Origin of the sequence: Vannielia sp. (assembly GCF_029212645.1) — a bacterium.
GTDB lineage: Bacteria > Pseudomonadota > Alphaproteobacteria > Rhodobacterales > Rhodobacteraceae > Vannielia.
On the sequence record NZ_JARGND010000058.1, the window covers coordinates 1 to 14,626 of the forward strand.

12 protein-coding genes are annotated in these 14,626 nt (G+C 62.2%); 6 read left to right on the plus strand and 6 right to left on the minus strand.

Features of this window, described 5'->3' with window-relative positions; all coding sequences use genetic code 11:
- From rpoB to rplJ, 3 genes are all read right to left on the minus strand, one after another.
- Positions 1-2,093 (minus strand): DNA-directed RNA polymerase subunit beta (rpoB, locus tag P1U55_RS14190; RefSeq protein ID WP_301048276.1); only part of this gene is annotated, 2,093 nt, incomplete at its 3' end.
- 268 nt (positions 2,094-2,361) lie between these two features.
- Entirely contained in the window at positions 2,362-2,742 is a 381-nt protein-coding gene (rplL, locus tag P1U55_RS14195; RefSeq protein ID WP_301048278.1) for a 50S ribosomal protein L7/L12, read from the minus strand.
- Between the two features lie 75 nt (positions 2,743-2,817).
- A complete protein-coding gene (gene rplJ, locus P1U55_RS14200; protein ID WP_301048289.1) occupies positions 2,818-3,330 on the minus strand; it encodes a 50S ribosomal protein L10 in 513 nt (170 codons plus the stop codon).
- Between the two features lie 430 nt (positions 3,331-3,760).
- On the opposite strand from rplJ, the gene P1U55_RS14205 reads away from it, so the two are divergent.
- A complete protein-coding gene (locus P1U55_RS14205) occupies positions 3,761-4,357 on the plus strand; it encodes a ferric reductase-like transmembrane domain-containing protein (RefSeq protein WP_301048280.1) in 597 nt (198 codons plus the stop codon).
- A 230-nt stretch (positions 4,358-4,587) separates the two neighbouring features.
- Here the strand turns inward: P1U55_RS14205 and P1U55_RS14210 are convergent, their stop codons facing one another.
- On the minus strand, positions 4,588-6,186 hold the full coding sequence (locus P1U55_RS14210) for a Hint domain-containing protein (protein WP_301048281.1): 1,599 nt from the start codon (positions 6,184-6,186) through the stop codon (positions 4,588-4,590).
- Positions 6,187-6,470: 284 nt separating this feature from the next.
- On the opposite strand from P1U55_RS14210, the gene dapE reads away from it, so the two are divergent.
- From dapE to P1U55_RS14235, 5 genes are all read left to right on the plus strand, one after another.
- The gene (gene dapE / locus P1U55_RS14215) at positions 6,471-7,613 is read left to right on the plus strand and encodes a succinyl-diaminopimelate desuccinylase (RefSeq protein ID WP_301048283.1); all 1,143 of its coding nucleotides are present in this window, start codon (positions 6,471-6,473) and stop codon (positions 7,611-7,613) included.
- On the plus strand, positions 7,610-8,026 hold the full coding sequence (locus P1U55_RS14220; RefSeq protein WP_301048284.1) for a GNAT family N-acetyltransferase: 417 nt from the start codon (positions 7,610-7,612) through the stop codon (positions 8,024-8,026). Before dapE ends, P1U55_RS14220 begins: the two co-directional genes overlap by 4 nt.
- A complete protein-coding gene (locus P1U55_RS14225) occupies positions 8,023-8,448 on the plus strand; it encodes a GNAT family N-acetyltransferase (RefSeq protein WP_301048285.1) in 426 nt (141 codons plus the stop codon). Before P1U55_RS14220 ends, P1U55_RS14225 begins: the two co-directional genes overlap by 4 nt.
- An 86-nt stretch (positions 8,449-8,534) precedes the next feature.
- Positions 8,535-10,832 (plus strand): ribonuclease R, encoded by a 2,298-nt coding sequence (gene rnr, locus P1U55_RS14230; protein ID WP_301048286.1) that lies wholly within the window; start codon positions 8,535-8,537, stop codon positions 10,830-10,832.
- A gap of 99 nt (positions 10,833-10,931) precedes the next feature.
- Entirely contained in the window at positions 10,932-12,209 is a 1,278-nt protein-coding gene (locus P1U55_RS14235) for a lytic murein transglycosylase (protein ID WP_301048290.1), read from the plus strand.
- Positions 12,210-12,276: 67 nt separating this feature from the next.
- Here the strand turns inward: P1U55_RS14235 and pbpC are convergent, their stop codons facing one another.
- Both pbpC and P1U55_RS14245 read right to left on the minus strand, forming a co-directional pair.
- Entirely contained in the window at positions 12,277-14,334 is a 2,058-nt protein-coding gene (pbpC, locus tag P1U55_RS14240) for a penicillin-binding protein 1C (protein ID WP_301048287.1), read from the minus strand.
- A partial coding sequence (locus P1U55_RS14245) for a putative glycolipid-binding domain-containing protein (protein WP_301048288.1) occupies positions 14,324-14,626 on the minus strand: 303 nt, incomplete at its 5' end. The genes P1U55_RS14245 and pbpC, both read right to left, overlap by 11 nt.

Below are 14,626 nucleotides of genomic sequence, written 5' to 3' on the forward strand. Positions count from 1 at the left end.
GCGCGGTTGGCGTCGTCGTTTTCAAGGAACGGGATCAGCGAGGCCGCAACCGAGACCAGCTGCTTGGGGCTCACGTCGATCAGGTCCACATTTTCCCGCGGCGCCATGGTGTATTCACCCGACTGGCGAGTGTTCACCAGATCATTGGCCAGCACGCCGTCGTCGGTCAGGCTCGCGTTGGCCTGTGCCACCGTGTGCCGCATCTCCTCGGTCGCCGACATGTAGTGAACCTCATCGGTCACCTTGCCGTCCTCGACCTTGCGGTAAGGCGTTTCGATGAAGCCGTATTTGTTCACGCGGGCAAAGGTGGCCAGCGAGTTGATCAGGCCAATGTTCGGCCCTTCCGGCGTTTCAATCGGGCACATCCGGCCGTAGTGGGTTGGGTGCACGTCGCGAACTTCAAAGCCCGCGCGCTCACGGGTCAGGCCGCCCGGACCAAGCGCCGAAAGACGGCGCTTGTGGGTGACTTCCGAAAGCGGGTTGGTCTGGTCCATGAACTGCGAAAGCTGGCTGGAGCCAAAGAACTCGCGCACCGCTGCAGCAGCAGGCTTGGCGTTGATCAGGTCCTGCGGCATTACCGTGTCGATCTCGACCGACGACATCCGCTCCTTGATCGCACGTTCCATGCGCAGCAGGCCAACGCGATACTGGTTTTCCATCAACTCGCCAACAGAGCGCACACGGCGGTTGCCAAGGTGGTCAATGTCGTCGATGTCGCCCTTGCCGTCACGCAGCTCAACAAGCGCCTTGATGCACGAAACTATGTCTTCACGGCGCAGGGTGCGCATGGTGTCTTCAGCATCGAGGTTGAGGCGCATGTTCATCTTCACGCGGCCCACGGCACTAAGGTCATAGCGCTCGCTGTCAAAGAACAGGCTGTCGAACAGGTTGCTGGCGGCTTCCACGGTGGGCGGCTCGCCGGGACGCATCACGCGGTAGATGTCCATGAGCGCGGTATCGCGGCCCATGTTCTTGTCTGCCGCCATGGTGTTGCGGATGTAGGGGCCAACATTGATGTTATCGATGTCGAGCACCGGAATATCGGTGATGCCCGCGTCGAGCAGCTCCTTCAGGCTACCGCCCGAAACTTCGCCCTCTTTGTCCAGCTCCCAAGTCAACTCGTCACCGGCTTCCACGTAGATCGCGCCGGTTTCCTCGTTGATGATGTCCTTGGAAACGAACTTGCCGACGATGTGATCGAACGGCACAAGCAGATCAGTGATCTTGCCCTCGTCGATGATCTTCTTGACGGCGCGTGGGGTGATTTTCTTGCCGGCTTCGGCAATCACTTCGCCGGTGGCCGCGTCAACCATATCATAGGTTGGGCGGGTGCCGCGTGCGCGTTCGGGGAAGAACTTGGTGACCCAGCCCTTGTTCTTCTCCAGCTTGAAGTCGACCGTATCATAATAGGCATCCATGATCGCTTCCTGGTCCAGCCCAAGGGCGTAGAGCAGAGTGGTCACGGGCAGCTTGCGGCGACGGTCGATGCGCGCGAATACGATGTCCTTGGCGTCAAACTCAAAGTCAAGCCAGGAGCCACGGTAAGGAATGATCCGGCAGGCAAACAGCAGCTTGCCGCTGGCGTGGGTCTTGCCCTTGTCGTGGTCAAAGAAAACGCCGGGTGACCGGTGCATCTGGGAAACGATGACCCGCTCGGTGCCGTTCACGATGAACGTGCCGTTCTGGGTCATGAGCGGCATGTCCCCCATGAACACGTCCTGCTCCTTGATGTCCTTCACCGACTTGGCGCCAGTGTCCTCGTCCACATCAAACACGATGAGGCGCAGCGTCACCTTGAGCGGGGCACTGTAGGTCATGTCGCGCTGCTGGCATTCGTCAGTGTCGTACTTGGGTTTCTCAAGCTCGTATTTCACGAACTCGAGAATGGCCGTCTCGTTGAAGTCCTTGATCGGAAATACCGACTGGAACACGCCCATGATGCCATCACCATCGGTGGGCTCAGGCTGGTCGCCGGATTTTAGAAAAAGGTCGTAGGAGGATTTCTGAACCTCAATGAGGTTCGGCATCTCCAAAACTTCACGGATTTTGCCAAAATATGTACGGAATCGTTTCTGGCCGAGGAGGGTCGCCATAGGGTCGTATACCTTTCGTATGTCGCCTCGCACACGGTCGTCGGGGCACCGACCGGGCTTGGCTCACGAATGAAGGGGCTTTCAGGGGACCCATACTTGCCTGCCGTCCCACCGGCGGGCGCCCGATCCCTTGAACTCCGCCTTAGAAAGGGCCCCGGTTGGGGGTGGCCCACGCGAGGCCCTTTCTAAGACAGGTTCGGCTGGACCCGGATTTCCCGGATCCAGCCAATGTCATGCGGTGCCACACCCTCGCAGGCGCGGCCCCGTATTACTTGAGCTCCACCTCGGCGCCAGCGGCCTCGAGCTTTGCTTTGATGTCTTCGGCTTCGGCTTTGTCGCAGCCTTCTTTGACAGCCTTGCCACCAGCTTCAACCAGTTCCTTGGCTTCTTTCAGGCCAAGCCCGGTGATGCCGCGAACTTCCTTGATCACGTTGATCTTCTGGGCGCCAGCGGCCTTCAGGATCACGTCGAACTCGGTCTGCTCTTCGGCAGCGCCACCGGCGTCGCCGCCAGCAGGACCAGCCATCATAACTGCGCCGCCAGCGGCGGGCTCGATGTCATACTCGTCCTTGAGAATGGTTTTCAGTTCTTGTGCTTCGAGAAGGGTCAGACCCACGATCTCTTCAGCAAGTTTCTTCAGATCAGCCATTTGATTTGCTTTCCGTATCTCTTGATGTGTTCCAACGCTGGGCAATCCTTGCCTACGCTGGCCTCATTCGTTGCCTTACGCGGCCTTCTCTTCGATAGTCGAAAGGATGGACGCGATATTCGAAGCAGGTGCGCCAATGGCGCCGGCGATGTTGGCAGCAGGGGCACCGATGCAGCCCACGATGGAAGCAATAAGCTCATCACGAGACGGCATGGCGGCCACGGCTTTAACACCAGCGACGTCCAGAGCATTCTCACCCATGGCACCACCGAGGATCACGAGCTTGTCGTTTTCCTTGGAATAGGCCTCAATCACCTTGGCAGCAGCCACGGGATCTTCGGAATAGGCGAGAACGGTCATGCCCGTGAGAAGGTCGGCAATGCTGTCGCAAGGCTTTCCTTCAAGGGCGATCTTGGCGAGCCTGTTCTTGGCGACGCGTACAGACCCACCCGCTTCACGCATTTTCGCGCGCAGGTCCTGCATCTCGGCAACCGTGAGGCCTTCGTAGTGGGAAACCACCACAACGCCAGAGCTTTCGAAAATCTGGCCGAGCTCGTCGACCAATTTCTCTTTCTGGGCTCTATCCACAGTTTCACTCCAATTTGGGCAGGAAACCCCGCCCGGCTCAGTTTTGTCGAACAAGTCCGACACTCAGGTCCGTTGTTACGGGGCTGACACCAAGTTCGCCCGAGGATAGCCCTCCCGGTAAACCAGTCTGACCCGTCTCAGGCAGGAAATTAAGGCTCTCGGCTGAGGGCCACCCACCGTCTTGGACGAAACGCAAAACAGCGCACGACGAATCGCACGCTGGGTTGCAGGTGGCGGTTTAGTCGGAAGAGCAGGCAAGAGCAAGGGGGCGAAAGGCACAGACGCGTGATTGCAGGCGCTCCCATCGCCCAACGTTCCGCGCCGCACCCGAAACTCCCGCGCGTCTTGCAGCTTACTGTTGCACATTCCGCGACGGAACGCCCGGCCCGGCCCGTTTAACCGCCATCAAACCCCGCAAAAGGCTCCGCACATGTCTCGCTTTTCGCCGTATTGGCTCTGGGCTTTGCTCACAACCCCCGCCGCTTTCTGGACCTATCAGGCCCTTACCTCGGATAACGCCCGCATCTTCCACCGCCTCGTGCATCCCACTGGTGAATTGTCGGCCCGCATTCTCATCATCACCATGATGATCACCCCCTTGGTTTTGCTTTTTCGCAGCGCCGCCTTTCCCCGCTGGCTCAAGAAGAATCGCCGCTATTTCGGCGTCGCCGCCTTTGGCTATGCCGCGCTGCACACGATCTTCTACCTGGTCGACAAAGGCTCCACCGCCACCGTCCTCTCCGAGCTTTCGCGCTTTTATATCTGGACGGGCTGGCTCGCCTTCGTGGTCTTCATCCCCCTCGCCCTCACTTCGATGAACTATTTCCAGCGCATCATGGGCAGGTGGTGGAAATGGCTGCAAAGGTGGACTTACGCCGCCGCCGTGCTCACCCTATTGCACTGGGCCGCCCTGCACAATTGGCGAAGCCCGGCCGCGGCCATCGTCCATTTTACACCGTTGGCGCTGCTGGAAGCCTATCGCATCTGGTATTGGTATCTACGCCCCCGCAAACCCACCGCCGCCTAAGAACGCAAACGGGCGCTCTACGACATCAGGATCAAAATCCCTCCCCTTATCGCACGCTCACATTTAAGGGGCCTCTACCGCTTACGAAGCAGGAGGAGGGTGGTAGAGGGGAGATGAGCGCCGTCAGCTTTGGTCTGGCGCGGGGCCGTAAACGTTAGGCCCGAGGCTGGTCCCTTGAACGCCGCCACGAGGTGCTTTGGAAACCAGTGTAGAGGCCTCCTACTCGGCCTTCAGGCCACGCGGGCAGACGCCTCCGCCGCATAAAGGCGGGCTTCCAAGCCCGAGAGCAGGCGGCGTGCGGCGGGGCCATAGCCGGTGCCGGTTTCGGGATCGAGCTCGGGGAAGATCGTGCAGATTTCTTCGACGATCTCTGCTTCAAAGCTATCGGCCATCTGGGTGCCGGGCAGGAAGCTCTCGGTAAGCATACCCTCGGACCAGATCACTTGATGTTTGTCGAACAGCAGGTGGACGTATTCCACCTCGCCGCCCTCGCGGCGGGTGACAGTGAAGTCATTGACCAGTTCCTTGGCGGCGACCAGCACCTCAACCTCGCCGAACAGCAGCTCTGCAAGGCTGTCGCGGATCATCAGGCGGTGCAGCGGCGAGATGGTGAGCGCGCGGTGCGCCCCAAAGGTGCCCTCGCGGACATGGATCGGGGCCATTGCCCCCTCAGCAGCCACCGAGCGCCGCCCGGTCCAGCGCAGCGGTTGCGGACCGTCATCAAGCGTGAGCACCAGATCACCGGGCACCAGGCTTTCAACCGGGCGCTCGCCCTCCGGCGTGACGATCATGGTGCCCGCCACGAAGCAGGGCACCTGATCAAGGTGGACGATGCCCACGTCTGTCACCCCGGCAGGGTCTTCGACGGTATAGGTGAAATTGATAAGCTCATCATCGCTGTCGGTGGTCACATTCAGCGTGCCATCGGCGTTGAGCGTGATCGTTTGGCCGGTTTGCAGGGTAACGCTATCGCCCACGCTCACGGCGTGGCCGTTGATATGGGTGATCGTCATTGAAGCGCCGGTGGAGGACACATCGTTGCTCAGCACATCCACGGTTTTGGTGAAATCGGTGCCGATGGTGATCTCATCTGTCATGGCGACAAGATCGGTTTGCAGCGAGTCCCCGGCGATCAGCAGCGAGCTGTCATAGGTGCTGTCGGAAGTGTCGGCGATGCCGATGCGGATATCGTTTTCTTCACCCGCGTTCACCGGGATGGTGAGCGTCATGGTCAGGGTGAAGCCGTCCATCTCGGTGTTGTAATCATCATTCGTGTTGTCAACGTAAAGGTTGACGTTTTCGTTTTGGTTGACGTTGGTCACCGAAGTGTCGCCAGTGCCAACCTCAAGCTCCACATACTCGCCATTGATCCAGACGGCGACGATATCGTTGTAAACCGAGCTGGAGTATTCGGGGTATTCATCGGAGGCAAAGACGAATTGCATGGTCATCACATCGCCATCGGGGATGAAGGTAACGTCCATGTAGGAGGCATCATAGGTGCTGACGCCGGCGATGGCCTCAAAGTCACTGTCGGGGGCGTCGGTGTTAAAAAAGCCCGAGCCGGTGTTGGTGGAGGTGTTGGTGCTTTGGTTGGCTTGGCCGCTGGAGTTGGTAAAATCCTCTGCGTGGCCGGTTGAAAGGATCACCCCGCTATCAGACGGAACCACCCCCGGTGAGGTGGCATCGCCGCCCGAGAATATGCCAGAGCTGTCGTTGTCGCCCGAATAGCTTGCCGAAACGATTGTGACGCTGTCACCAAAGATTGCATCGGCCATTTGCAGCGCCGAGGCGTTTGTGTTGATGGAGAGTTCAGATGCCGCAACCATGCCCATGTCCTCAAGGGACCGTTGGCTGAAAACGCGCAGGAATCGGCACCGGGGTAGCGCCGTTTGGGATGAGTCCGGGCTGCGAGGTTTTCCTCGTTCTGCCGAATCTACTGCTCGCCCTGCCTCGGGTCGAATTATGTTTCGTCAAAAAGTGCCATGGATTTGGCGTGTTGTCAGTATTTTTCAGTGTGGCAGGGCAGGGCTGTGGGCCGAATGCAACAGCCGGGTAGTGGCTGGCGGCACGGCGCGGTTGGCGCTATGGCTAGTGGCGTGTAGGAGGCCAAGTGATGACTGACCCTGTAGAGCTGACAAAAGATCTGGTGCGTTGCCCCTCGGTAACGCCCGAAGAGGGCGGTGCGCTGGAGCTGCTGGAAGAACGCCTGAGTGCTGCCGGGTTTGCCTGCACGCGGGTGGATCGCAACGGCATCAGCAATCTGTTTGCAAAGTGGGGCGAGCGCGGCAACGGCAAGTGCTTTGGCTTCAACGGTCACACCGATGTGGTGCCCGTGGGCGACGAGGCCGCCTGGACGTACCCGCCCTTTGGCGCGGTAGAAGATAATGGCTGGCTTTACGGGCGCGGCGCGACGGATATGAAATCCGGCGTGGCGGCTTTTGTGAGCGCCGCGATTGATTTTGTCACCCTAACGCCACCCGAAGGCGCGGTTATCCTTGCCATTACCGGTGACGAAGAGGCCGATGCGCTGGATGGCACCACCGCCCTGCTCGACTGGATGGAGCAGCAAGGCGAGCGGATGGATGTGTGCATTGTGGGCGAGCCGACCAGCCTTGAAGAGATGGGCGACATGATGAAGATCGGGCGGCGTGGATCAATGAACGCGCAGTATACGATCCGCGGCAAGCAGGGCCATTCCGCCTATCCGCACCGCGCGATCAACCCGGTGAGCGCCGTGGCCCGACTGGCAGACAGGCTGGCCTCGCGTGAGTTGGACATGGGCACCGCGCATTTTGACGCTTCAACCCTGGCGCTGACCAGCATTGATGTGGGCAACCCGGCCACCAATGTGATCCCCGCCGTGGCGCGCTGCGCCGCCAACATCCGCTTCAACGGCGAGCACTCGGGCGAGAGCCTGAGCGCGTGGCTGGACGCCGAAGGCGCCAAGGTGGCCAAGGAATTTGGCGTTGAGGTCGAGGTGAAAATCAAGATTTCGGGCGAAAGCTTTCTGACCCCGCCGGGGGAGCTTTCAAACCTGGTGTGCGGCGCGGTGGAGGCTGTCACGGGGCGGCGGCCCGAGCCTTCCACCACCGGAGGCACCTCGGATGCGCGGTTTGTCAAAAGCCACTGCCCGGTGGTGGAATTTGGCCTTGTCGGGCACCGGATGCACCAGGTGGATGAGCGCGTGCGGGTGGAGCAGATTGAACCACTGAAAGCGATCTACCAACGGATGCTCACGGATTTTTTCGCGTGACGCCGCACATTGCATCAACCGATGATCTGGCCACCTGCCACGCGCTGCGACGTGATGTGTTTGTAGGCGAACAAAAGATCACCGAGGCCGAAGAGTTTGACAACCTCGACGGCGCGGCGGTGCATTTGCTCGCCGTGAGAGACGGTGCGCCGGTTGGCACCGCGCGGATCTTTTCCGGCGAGGATGGGCGGATCGGGCGGATTTGCGTGTTGAAGGCAGCACGCGGCACCGGGCTGGGCGCGGCGCTGGTTGAGGCCGGTATTGCACATCTCAAGGCCGAAGGATCGCGCCGAGTGGTGCTGGATGCGCAGGTTTATGCCCTGCCCTTTTACGAAAAGCTCGGGTTTGTGGCCCATGGCGCGGAATTTGATGATGCGGGCATCCCGCACCAACGGATGAGCCGGGCGCTATGAGCAGCGTGGAGATCGGCGAAACTCAGAACTTTGCCGCCTGCCTTGCGCTCCGAATGCAGGTTTTTGTCGCCGAACAAGGTGTGCCAGCCGATCTGGAGCAGGACGAGGCGGATGCCACAGCCACCCATTTGCTGGCGCGTGTCGACGGTGTGCCAATGGGCACGGCACGGCTGTTGCAGGCAGGTGACCTAGGCAAGATTGGCCGCGTTTGCGTGCTGTCAAAGGCGCGCGGCACCGGGCTGGGGGCGGGGCTGATGCGTGAGGGCGTGGCGTTGCTCAAGGCGCGTGGCGGGATCAGCCGGATTGAGCTTGGCGCACAGGTAGATGCGCTTGGCTTTTATGAGCGCGTTGGCTTTATGGCCGAGGGGCCGGTTTGGGACAGCGTTGGCATCCCCCATCGCACCATGGTGCTGAAACTCTAGGAAAATCACCACCGTTTGGCAGAAATCGCGGTAGGGACGAGAAAATGCCCCTGTTGCCCCCCTGCCCCGCCTGCTACGGCTTGGGTATGTCGCAGATACCCACAAAAGCCGAAATTCTTGATTGGATTTCCGCACACCCCGAGCAGTCTTCCAAACGCGATATCGCCAAGGCCTTTGGCATCAAAGGCGCGGCCCGGATCGACCTAAAGCGCATCCTGCGGGAGCTTGAGGACGAGGGGCATTTGGCCAAGCGCAAAAAGTCATATCGTGACCCGGATCGCCTGCCACCTGTCAGCGTGCTGCAAGTGCTGGCCCCGGATGGGGATGGTGATCTGCATGCCCGCCCGCTGGAATGGCAGGGCGAGGGCGCTGAGCCGAAGATATTGCTGGTGCTGCGCCCCTCCGATCCCGCTCTTGGTGCGGGTGATCGGATTTTGGCGCGGCTTCAGGAGGTGAAGGGCGAGGCACATCACTATGAGGGCCGCCTGATCCGGCGCATAGGCACCAACCCGCAGCGCATTTTGGGGGTGTTTCGCAAGGGCGCCGAGGGCGGGCGTATCCTGCCGATCGACAAGGGCGCGGATCGCGAATGGTCGGTTGCACCCGATGCCACTTCGGGCGCGAAGGACGGTGAGTTGGTCGAGGCCGAGCAGGCCGGGCCAAAGGGCCGCATGGGCCTGCCCAAGGCGCGGATCGTCGAGCGGCTGGGTGATCCTTCGGCCCCCAAGGCAGTATCGCTCATTGCCATTCATCAGCACGGCATCCCAGATGCCTTCCCCGATGAGGTGATCGAAGAGGCCGACGCAATGAAGCCTGCGGGCCTCAAGGGGCGCGAAGATTTGCGCGAGTTGCCGCTGATCACCATTGATCCGGCTGACGCGCGAGACCATGACGATGCCTGCTTTGCCGAGCCCGATGACGACCCTAAGAACAAGGGCGGCCATGTGGTGTGGGTGGCGATTGCCGACGTGGCGCATTACGTGCGTTCGGGCACCGCGCTTGACCGGGAGGCCAAGAAGCGCGGCAATTCCACCTATTTTCCCGACCGGGTTGTGCCGATGCTGCCCGACCGCCTTTCAGGTGATTTGTGCAGCCTGCATGAGGGGGTGCCACGCGCCTGTATCGCGGTGCGTATGCGGCTGGATAGCGCAGGCGAGTTGGTGGGCTGGAGCTTCCACCGGGGCCTCATGCGCTCCCAAGCCTCGCTCAACTACACCGAGGTGCAGGAGGCAATCGACGGCGCGCCGAATGACAAGGTCGGCCCCTTGATGGACGATGTGATCCGCCCGCTTTACGCCGCCTATGGCGCCGCGCGAAAGGCCCGCAATGCCCGCCAGCCGCTGGACCTTGATCTGCCGGAGCGCAAGATTGTGCTGGCAGAAGATGGCACGGTTGAGTCGGTTCAGTTCAAGGACCGGCTGGATGCGCATCGGCTGATCGAAGAGTTCATGATCCTCGCCAATGTGTGCGCCGGCAAGGAGCTGGTGAAGCGCCAGCGCCCGCTTCTGTTTCGCGTGCATGAGGAGCCTTCGCCAGAAAAGCTGGAAGCGCTGCGGGAAACCGCTCAGGCCAGCGGGCTGACTCTCGCCAAGGGGCAAGTGCTGAAAACCTCGCACCTCAACAAGCTGCTGGCGCAGGCCGCTGGTACGGACCAAGCCGAGCTGATCAACCTGTCGACCCTGCGCTCGATGACACAGGCCTACTACAGCCCGCAGCATATTGGCCACTTCGGGCTTGCGCTGGGAACCTATGCGCATTTCACCTCGCCGATCCGGCGCTACTCTGACCTGATCGTGCATCGCGCCCTGATCAGCGGCCATGGCTGGGGCAAGGACGGGCTGACGGAGCAGGATGTGGAGGCGCTGGAGGCCACAGCGACCCATATCAGCGAAGCCGAGCGACGCTCGATGACGGCGGAGCGTGACACCACCGACCGCTACCTTGCCAGCTATCTCGCTGACCGGGTGGGGAGCGAATTTGCAGGGCGGATCAGCGGGATAGCACGGTTTGGCGTGTTTGTGCGGCTTGATGAAACCGGCGCGGACGGCTTGGTTCCGATCCGCTCACTGGGCAACGAATACTTTCACTTTGACGGCGACGCACAAGAGCTGATGGGGGCCGACAGTGGTCGCATCATCAAGGTGGGCCAGCGGGTGAAGGTGAAGCTGGCCGAGGCGGTTCCGGTGACCGGAGGCCTGCTGCTTGATCTGCTGGAGCTTGATGGCAAGGCGGTTGAGGGCGGCGCATCGGCCAAGGGCAGCCGCACCTCGCGGCGCGGCGGGGGTGGCAAGCCCGGCAAGGGTGGCCCGACGCGGCGCAAGGAGGGCAAGGCCAAGGCAAAGGCCAGCAAAGCCCGTAAGGTCGCCCGCAGGCGGCGCGGCTGAATTTCGCGTGAAGCTGCGCACAGTGCTTTGGGCCGGAGGGTTTTGGCGCTACAATGGCGGCAAAACACGGGCCAAGAGCACGGGCAGGCGAGTATCATGATGAGAGTTTTTCTGGCAGGCATGGCAATGCTATTGCCATGTGAGGTGGGCGCGCAGGGTGAAACCAAGCCGCAGGATGGTGGTAGCGCAGTAGAGATTTCACCGCGTCCGGGGGCAAGGCCGGAGGGGCTGGACACCACGCCAACGCCAAAGCCCGTGAACCTTGGATTTCAGCGTTGGATCAAAGGCTTCAAGGCGCGCGCCCAAGCCAAGGGCATCCCCGAGAGCGTGATCACCGCCGCCTTTGACGGGGTGCGCTACAATGACGAGGTGATCGCGCGGGATCGCAACCAATCGGAATTCACCAAGGCAATCTGGGACTATCTCGACAGCGCCGTATCGCTGAAGCGGATCGAGAATGGGCAAGCGGCGATGCTGGAGCACGGTGATTTGCTGGGCCGGATCGAAGAGGCTTACGGTGTGCCCGCCGAGGTTGTCACCGCCGTGTGGGGCATGGAAACCAGCTATGGCAGCTTTCGGGGCGGGCGTGATCTGGTCGAAAGCCTCGCCACGCTGGCCTATGACGGGCGGCGTGGCGCATTCTTTGAGGCGCAGCTTGTCGCCGCACTGGAGATACTCGCCGCAGGTGATGTGCCCCCGCGCCAGATGACGGGCAGTTGGGCGGGCGCGATGGGACACACGCAGTTCATCCCCACCAGCTACCTGCTTTACGCGGTGGATTTCACCGGGGATGGCAAGCGCGACATCTGGGGCGAAGACCCGGCGGATGCGCTGGCCTCAACGGCGGCCTACCTTGCCAAAGCGGGCTGGCAAGAGGGGCGGCCCTGGGGGATCGAGGTGCGCCTGCCCAAGGGGTTTGATTATGCGCTGGCCGGGACGAGCCGGAAGGCAGCGGCTGACTGGGCTGGAATGGGCATTTTGACAGCGCAGGGTGAGCCGCTCCCGGACCACGGGCCAAGTGAGCTAAAGCTGCCTGCGGGCGCGCGGGGACCGGCGCTTTTGGCCTATCAGAACTTCAAGGTGATCTCGCGGTATAACGCGGCGGATACCTATGTGATTGGCGTCGGCCACCTGTCAGACCGTATCCGCGGCGGGGTGCCTTTTGTGTCCGAGTGGCCGCGCGAAGACCGGGCGCTGAACAGTGCCGAACGCAAGGAATTGCAGGGGCTTTTGCAAGAGGCCGGGTTTGAACCGGGCGGGATTGATGGCAAGATCGGGCCACGCTCCAAGGCAGCGCTGAGGGCCTATCAGGCCAAGATTGGCGTGGTGCCGGATGGCTTTGCTTCCTACACACTGTTGCAGAAGATGCGTCGGTAACGGGGGCAACCTCACCCGGCTCAAGCCGAAGGTGCGCCTGACCGTCCCGTCGGGCTGGCGCGCGCCTTTATTGCAGCACCTCAACCTCAGAACGGGCGGTTTGGCCCTTGGCGTCGATCACCGTGAGGGTAAGGAAGCCCGGCGCGGCCCAGTCAAACACCATTTCGCGGCGGGTGAGGCCGGTGGCCAGCGGGGTTCCATTGGCCAAGAGAGTGAAGGGCGGCGCGCCGTCTCGCAGCTTCACCACCAGAGCGCCGCCAGTTTCCAGCGCAGCGCCATTGGGAGGGTAGGCCAGCTTGGGAGCAGAGGCCGCGCGCGCCGAGGCCGCCGCCGACCGCGACGCGAAGTGGCGCAAGGGCTGGGGCAGTTCTGCGTTGTTGGCCAGCAGCACGTTGGGCGGCGGCGGGGCAAAGGGGGTGCGGGCATCGCCCAGCCGGTCAAAGGCGGCAAAGACCACGGGGGCGGCAAGATCACCGCCAAAGGCACCGGGCACCGAAGTACCATCGGCCCGCCCGATCCACACACCCACCACATGCCGCCCATCCCAACCAACCGCCCAGGCATCACGGTGGCCATAGCTGGTGCCGGTTTTCCACGCCATCGGCCCGTGTGAGCTGTGGCGCGGCGGGGGAAGCTGGGCGAGGATATGGGTCACCTGCCAGGCGGCCTCGGGTGAAAGCACGCGATGGGGCGCGGGCTGCGGGGCGTCGGCCAGCGCGTGAAGTTGCACTGAAGCGCCGCCACGGGCGATGGCGGCATACATCTGGGTGAGGTCATTCAGCGTAACGCCCAAGCCCCCCAACGCCACGGCAAGGCCAGGCTTGCCGCGTGGCAGGCGCGTGTCCATCCCGGCACGGCGCATATGGGCGAGCAGGCGCTCGGGGCCAAGCGCTTCAGTCAATTGCACGACGGGGATGTTGAGCGACAGGCGCAGTGCCTCGCTTAGGCGGATGGTGCCGCGAAACTGCTTGTCGAAGTTTTGCGGTGCATAGGCCCCAAAGGCCATAGGGCGATCATCAATCAGCGTTTCGGGGTGGGCGAGGCCCTGATCGAAGGCAAGGCCATAGACCAACGGCTTGAGGGTGGAGCCGGGCGAGCGGTGGGCGCGGGTCATATCAACCCAGCCGCGCCGGGTTTCATCGGTGTAACCGGGGGAGCCGACAGAGGCGAGCACCTCGCCAGTGGTGTGATCGGCGACCACGATGGCAATAGAAGTCCCCTCTCCCACATCGCGGGCCGCGCGGGCGGCGAGCGGCTCCAGCGCAAGCTGAAGGCGGCGGTCCAGCGTGGTGCGGTGGGTGGTTGCGAGCGGGGCGGCAAAGAGCAACCTGTCCGCCAGATGCGGCGCAAGGAAAGGAAAGGCACGGCGGCGAGCAGGCACGGGGTCGCGCTGCGCGGCGCGAGCCTCACCCGCAGGCAAAACACCTTTGCCAACCATTCGAGACAGCACACGAGCACGGGCCTTGGTGGCCGCGTCATTCTGGCGGTCAGGGCGGCGGTGCTCAGGGCTTTGCGGCAGGGCCACCAGCAGCGCGGCCTCGGCAGGCGTCAACCGACGTGGCTCCTTGCCGAAATAGGCGAAGGACGCCGCGCGAACGCCCTCAAGGTTGCCGCCAAAGGGCGCACGGTTGAGGTAAAGCTCAAGGATCGCCTGTTTGCCCAGCCGCCGCTCCATCGCCAGCGCGAGGCGGATCTGGCGGATCTTGCCTTGCCATGTGCCGGTCGGCCCGTCTTCCATGATGCGGGCGACCTGCATTGAAAGGGTTGAGCCGCCGGAAACCACCTCTCCATGCCAGAGCGCCTGCACCACCGCGCGGCTCATCGCCATCACGTCAACACCCGGATGGCTCCAGAACCGTTTGTCCTCATAGGCGAGCAGCATTTCCACGTAGCGAGGGTCAACCTTGGCCAGAGTGCTGTGCAGCCGCCAGCGGCCATCGGAAACCGTGTAGGCGCGCAAGAGGCTGCCATCGCGGGCCAGCACCTCGGGAGAGGTTTCGACCATGAGGGGGGGCAATTCGGCCTCGTCCACCCAGATATCCAGCCGATAACGTCCCAGCGCGAAGGCGAATAGCGCCAGAGCGAGGGTGAAGGCCAAGCGGCCTATGCGTCGCTCACTGCGCATTGACCTCGCCCTCCCAAACGCCGGAGTAGCGGGTGGCAAAGCCGCAGGGATCAACCGTTAACTCGGCCTCGAACTCCGGCGAGGCGCAGGCATAGCGGTGTGCCCCAAGCGGTGTATAGCTTTGCTCCAGCCGCTCGATCTGCCCGCCGCCCTCAAGCAGGAACCAAACGGCGGCAACCTCGGCGCGGGACGTGGGTTCGAGGCGGCAGATGGGCAGGAGATTGGTGGCGGGGGTGAAGGCGAGGTCGATATCGGTGCAATCAGAGAGCATTGGGGCACCATCGTTAAGCCG